Genomic DNA, 4,524 nt, shown 5'->3' with positions numbered 1-4,524 from the left:
TCAAAACCGTGATCATGGTCTTCATCATGATGAGCGTCATGTCCATGTTCTTCATGCTTATGTGCCTGACTTCCATGATCACCGTCTTTCTCATGATGATGGTTTTGCTGAGTAGGTTTTTCTGCTGGTTTGCTTGGATTCTCCAATGGTGTTGGTTTCACACTGTCACTAGTTAGAGGAATCATTCTCGCAATCTTTTCTTCTAATGCAGAAAGCTTTGTATATGGAATGAAATGATAGTGATTTCCATGAGGAATCGCTACACCACTTGGTGTTCTGCTTGAAATCTTAGCAGGGTCAAAAGTCAAACCATCCGATTCAGTATATCGTTGAGTACTTGGAAGAGCATAAAGCTGCTGTAATAGACTTTGAAGACTCTCGGATTTATTACTTGGTATTTCAGCCTGTTGAATAGGCTTGGGAGTTTGACCAGTCCCATTTGTACTTGGACGATAGTCAGTCACACTAGGCTGATTTCTAGTTCCAGAGAGGTAAGCTTGTGCTGCAGCCAATTCACTAGCAGACAAGGAACTCTTTGGAATGTAGTGGTAATGTCCTCCGTGAGGGACGATATAAGCATCACCAGTATCCTCTATAATATCAGATGCATTAAAGATGTAGCCATCATCAGTAGTATAGCGACCTTGAGATTGAGCAAGCGCCACTGCACTATTAGATGTTGGTGCATCGTGAGTATGACCTTGTTTTTGGCGTTCAATTTCGTCCTTCGAACGAACGTTATCCGCATGTGCCACATCCTTAAGGTAAACATAATACTTACCATCCACCTTGATAATGTAACCACCTTTGATTTCGTTAACAACATCAGCGTCTTTAAGTTGATAATTGGCATCTTTCATCAAAAGTTCTTCACTGAAAATCGCATCAAAAGGAACTTTCCCATTATAATAATGGAAATGATCACCGTGTGAAGTCACATAACCTTGATCAGTGATTTTCACAACAATCTGTTCAGCCTGGATATCTTCTTTTTTGCTGACTTGATCTGGTGTTTGTGTCTCTGTTTTTTGAGTGTCTTGTTTCCCATCGACATAAGATACACGATTCGTATCTTTATTCTCTCCTGTCTGATGTTGATTCAATGCATAAATACACAGACTTAAAGAAAGGACGACAGCTGCACCAGCAGCAAGTTTCTTCTTATTTATTTTCATAATCTCCTCATTTCAATTCTTCTGCTAAAATACTCATATTGTCTTCTAGGTTTTCTAGATAAGTCTTGTCATTTTGTGGGTCTGCCTCTAAAGGATTCAGAGTTTTTAGACCCACACCTGTTGATTTAACAAGAGTTTCAGCTACTTTCGAAGAAGCATTACTTTCTGTAAAAATCGTTTTAACCTTATAGGTTTTAACAAATTCCTGAATTTCTGTTAGTTGTCTTGGACTTGGTTCTTGTTCTGGAGAGATACCTGCGATTCCAAGTTGATTGAGTCCAAACCTCTTCGCTAGATAAGAAAAGGCTGTATGCTGGGTTACAAATGTTTTCTGACTCGCTTTTTCAAATTTAGGTTGAAATTTCTTAGTCAATTCTTGAGCTTTTTTGATAAAAGCTTGCGCATTTTTTTGATAAGTTTCTTTATGTTCACTATCAACCTCTGACAGTTTATCAGCGATAATCTGAGCTTCTTCTCCAGCTTTTTCAGGATCTAGCCAAGTATGAGGGTCATAGAGCGTTTTTTCATCAACTCCATCCCCTGCTTCCACATCTTCTAGCCCTGGGACGCGGTCTAAAGTCATTCCCTCTGAAGCCTCTAAAACCTTAACTTTAGATTTTTTTAGATTGGGGTCCAGACTTCCCGCCCATGATTCGAGCGTATGCGAATGGTAAACAAAGACATCTGCATCATAGATGGCTGCAATATCATTTGCTGAAGGTTCGAAGGAGTGAATTCCGTTACTTGACTGAATCATTCGAACATCATTCAAGTCACCAGATACTTCCTTGACCATGGCATAGATAGGATAAAAACTGGTCACAATTTTCATCCCTTTACCTGACTGGCTTTCCTTTTGGCCACAAGCAGCTAATACCAGAGCCAATACACTGGTCATCAATACTAAAATCGTCCTCTTTTTCACTATAACTCCTTAACTAGTGTTTAACCATTTAATTAACTAGTAAATAGTTTATCTTTATTTAGAAAATATGTCAAGAATTTTTACACAATTTCATAAAAAAGAGAACAGAATCCATATTCTGCTCCCTTTTTATCTTCTATAATAGTTGTATAGTTACTTACTCTCCTTTAACAAGACTAATAGCTTTTCAGCTTCTGCCATAATAGTATTGTTATCCTGAGAACCAAATAACAGGTTATTTTTTAATCCTGTGAGAGTTTCGTTGGCATTGGACTTAAGAATTGGATCCTTAATCTTTTTAAGTAACTCTTCCGCCTCTCTCAGTTTTTCTTCAACCTTTTCAGTTTCAACCTGATGTTCCTCTGGTTCCGATGGTGATTCTTCTTCTGATTCCTCTGGTTCTTTTGGTTTTGGAGATTCTGCTTTCTCATTTTTCGGTTTTTCTTCGCGAGGTTTTTCCTCCTCAATTTTTTCTGTCTGAGGTTTCTCCTCTGTTGGTTTCTCTGTTTGATTGTTGTTAGCAGCTTGACTATTGTGGTTTCTTTGAACATGGTCGCTCGCATTGCCCCAACCACTATCTGAATGCGGACGTTCGTTTGGATGTTCGACATAATACTTCACAGTTTCAAATAGCTCTTCTAAAGTATACCCCTTAGGTGCCTCATAAAGTCCTTCGTCAAACCACTCAAATTTGATGTTATGGTAATGGTCATAATGAGGTATAATCAAACTTCCATTTTTAACTTCCACAGTATGTTGGAGATTGTAAGGCATACGGTCAAGTGGTACCTTCTTAGCTGCTTTTACTCTATTGTAAATCGCTTCTGCTCCCTTAGCCTCAGTATTTCCTGAACTTTGATGATTTGTTGAAGGAGGCGTCAAACCTTTCTCTTTAGCATAAGCTTGACCTGCTGCTCTTTCAGCTTCAGACAAACTTTCTTTCTTAATCCAATGACTGTGGCTCATATGCGGAGTTACATAGGCATCCCCCTCATCACTGGTGATATCACGAGGATCAAAGATATAGCCATCTTCTGTTGTATACTTGCCTGCCAACTTGGCTACTTGAATCTCATCATCTGTGTAAGCTATTTGTGCATTTGGTTTTCCTAAACGTTCTGGATGACGAATCGGCGCTAGAAAAGCAAGGATATCATCAACTAACTTGACTTTATCACTTGACTCATCGTTGAGACGTTCCAATAGTCTATCCAAAGCGTCAAAATCAGCTTGGCGCCCTTTATTGGAAACCAAATCTTGATGAACTGTTGCTAGTAAATCATAAACTTTGTTGTAAAATTTTTGATCACCAGATGCAAGATTGGTTTTCTTAGCTCCTAACTCATGAGACAAACTTTCTTGTTTAGCAAGTTTATCATCAATGGCTGCAACAGTTTCTGCTGAAAGTTCCTTGGTAGAAATATAACGCGAAATTCCATTCTCTTCGAAGACATAACCATCAACCACCTTTCGAATCACCTGTTTTACTAATTTTCCATCAATTGGATTGCTTGGAGTTAGTTGTGGATTTGGTACAGGTTGTGGACTTGGTATTGGGGTAGGCTCTGGAGCAGGGATTGGAATCGGAATTGGATTTGGAAGGCTTGGAGTCGGAATTGGTTTTAATTCTTTACCACCCGCAGTAGTATGATTTCCTTGATAATTTTCAGAAATCATTCTCGCAATCTTCTGTTCTAAATCAGACATTTGAGAATAAGGGATAAAGTGATAATGGTCTCCGTGAGGCACTGCAACACCATTCGCAGTTTTTCTTGTAATCTGCGCTGGATCAAAAACAAGTCCATCTGATTCCACATGTCGTTGGCTAAGCGGTAAGGCATAAAGCTGTTTCAAGAGACTGGATACGTCTTCACTTGGACTTGCTTGATAACTATTATCCACTTGTGGGCTAACACTTGGAGTCCATCTTCTGGTATTTGCTTCAACATTGCTTTGATTCGTTTGTCCATATGAACTACTATTCGGTGTCTCTGATGAGCTACTGCTAGAAGAATTTGTCGAAGGACGATAGCCAACTGAGCTTGGTTGATTACCTTTTCCAGATAAGAAGGCTCGAGCTGCAGCTAATTCACTGGCAGACAAGTCACTCTTAGGAATATAGTGGAAATGATTGCCATGAGGAACGATATAGGCATCGCCTGTATCTTCTATAATATCAGACGCATTAAAGATATAACCATCATCCGTTGTATAGCGGCCTTGAGCTCTAGCAGCGACTACCGCATTATCGTTAGAACCTCCTCCGTGATTACTACTGTGTTCTTGCTTCTGACGAGTGATTTCTTCTTTTGAGCGAACATTATCAGCATGTGCTGCATCCTTTAGATAGACATAATACTTACCATCTACCTTAATCACATAGCCACCCTTGATTTCATTGACAATGTCTGAATCCTTCAACTG

The 4,524-nt window shown here is 39.3% G+C and carries 3 protein-coding genes; all 3 read right to left on the bottom strand.

Translation table 11 applies throughout. The features are described 5' to 3' along the window. The coding region (locus tag HMPREF2701_RS11245) for a pneumococcal-type histidine triad protein (RefSeq protein WP_186821227.1) at positions 1–1,175 on the bottom strand (1,175 nt) is incomplete at its 3' end. 7 nt (positions 1,176–1,182) lie between these two features. Next, entirely contained in the window at positions 1,183–2,073 is an 891-nt protein-coding gene (gene adcAII / locus HMPREF2701_RS07040) for a zinc-binding lipoprotein AdcAII (protein ID WP_398584258.1), read from the bottom strand. 180 nt (positions 2,074–2,253) lie between these two features. After that, a partial coding sequence (locus HMPREF2701_RS07035; protein WP_070482567.1) for a pneumococcal-type histidine triad protein occupies positions 2,254–4,524 on the bottom strand: 2,271 nt, incomplete at its 5' end.

The organism is Streptococcus sp. HMSC077D04 (assembly GCF_001808785.1).
GTDB classification, from domain to species: domain Bacteria; phylum Bacillota; class Bacilli; order Lactobacillales; family Streptococcaceae; genus Streptococcus; species Streptococcus mitis_BX.
This window is presented reverse-complemented; position numbering and strand designations above follow the sequence as displayed.